This window comes from Gelidibacter salicanalis, from assembly GCF_016469035.1.
In the GTDB taxonomy this organism is placed as follows: Bacteria; Bacteroidota; Bacteroidia; order Flavobacteriales; family Flavobacteriaceae; genus Gelidibacter; species Gelidibacter salicanalis_A.
Genome location: NZ_JAEHJZ010000398.1, coordinates 1 through 324 on the forward strand (window position 1 = coordinate 1; position 324 = coordinate 324).

At 48.8% G+C, this 324-nt stretch carries 1 protein-coding gene; it reads right to left on the reverse strand.

The window, feature by feature from the left end; translation table 11 throughout:
• On the reverse strand, positions 1-324 hold a 324-nt coding region (locus JEM65_RS22660; protein WP_233530813.1), incomplete at both ends, for a hypothetical protein.

Here is a 324-nt window from a genome sequence, read left to right on the forward strand (position 1 = left end):
GCCACTGTTTGGACTGGGCCTTGCTCTCAGGGGTGAAGAAGGACACTGCCGACTCGTCCATGGTCACAATTGATCGAATGAAGGCTTTTCCCCTCATAAATTCCAGCTTTTTGAAAGCCTCTGCCGCTTTCACACGTGCCAATTTTTGGGGAATGGAGAGAAGCCTTGGGACCCATCTTGCAGACTTCTTTACGAGGCTCAAATCATTATGCAAGATGCGGGAAACAGTTCCACGGGACAATTTAAGGCTAGCAGTCATTTCTGTTATGGTATGTCGTCGATCCTTGGCCACAAAGTCCCTCACGGCCTCAATTGCTTCATTTG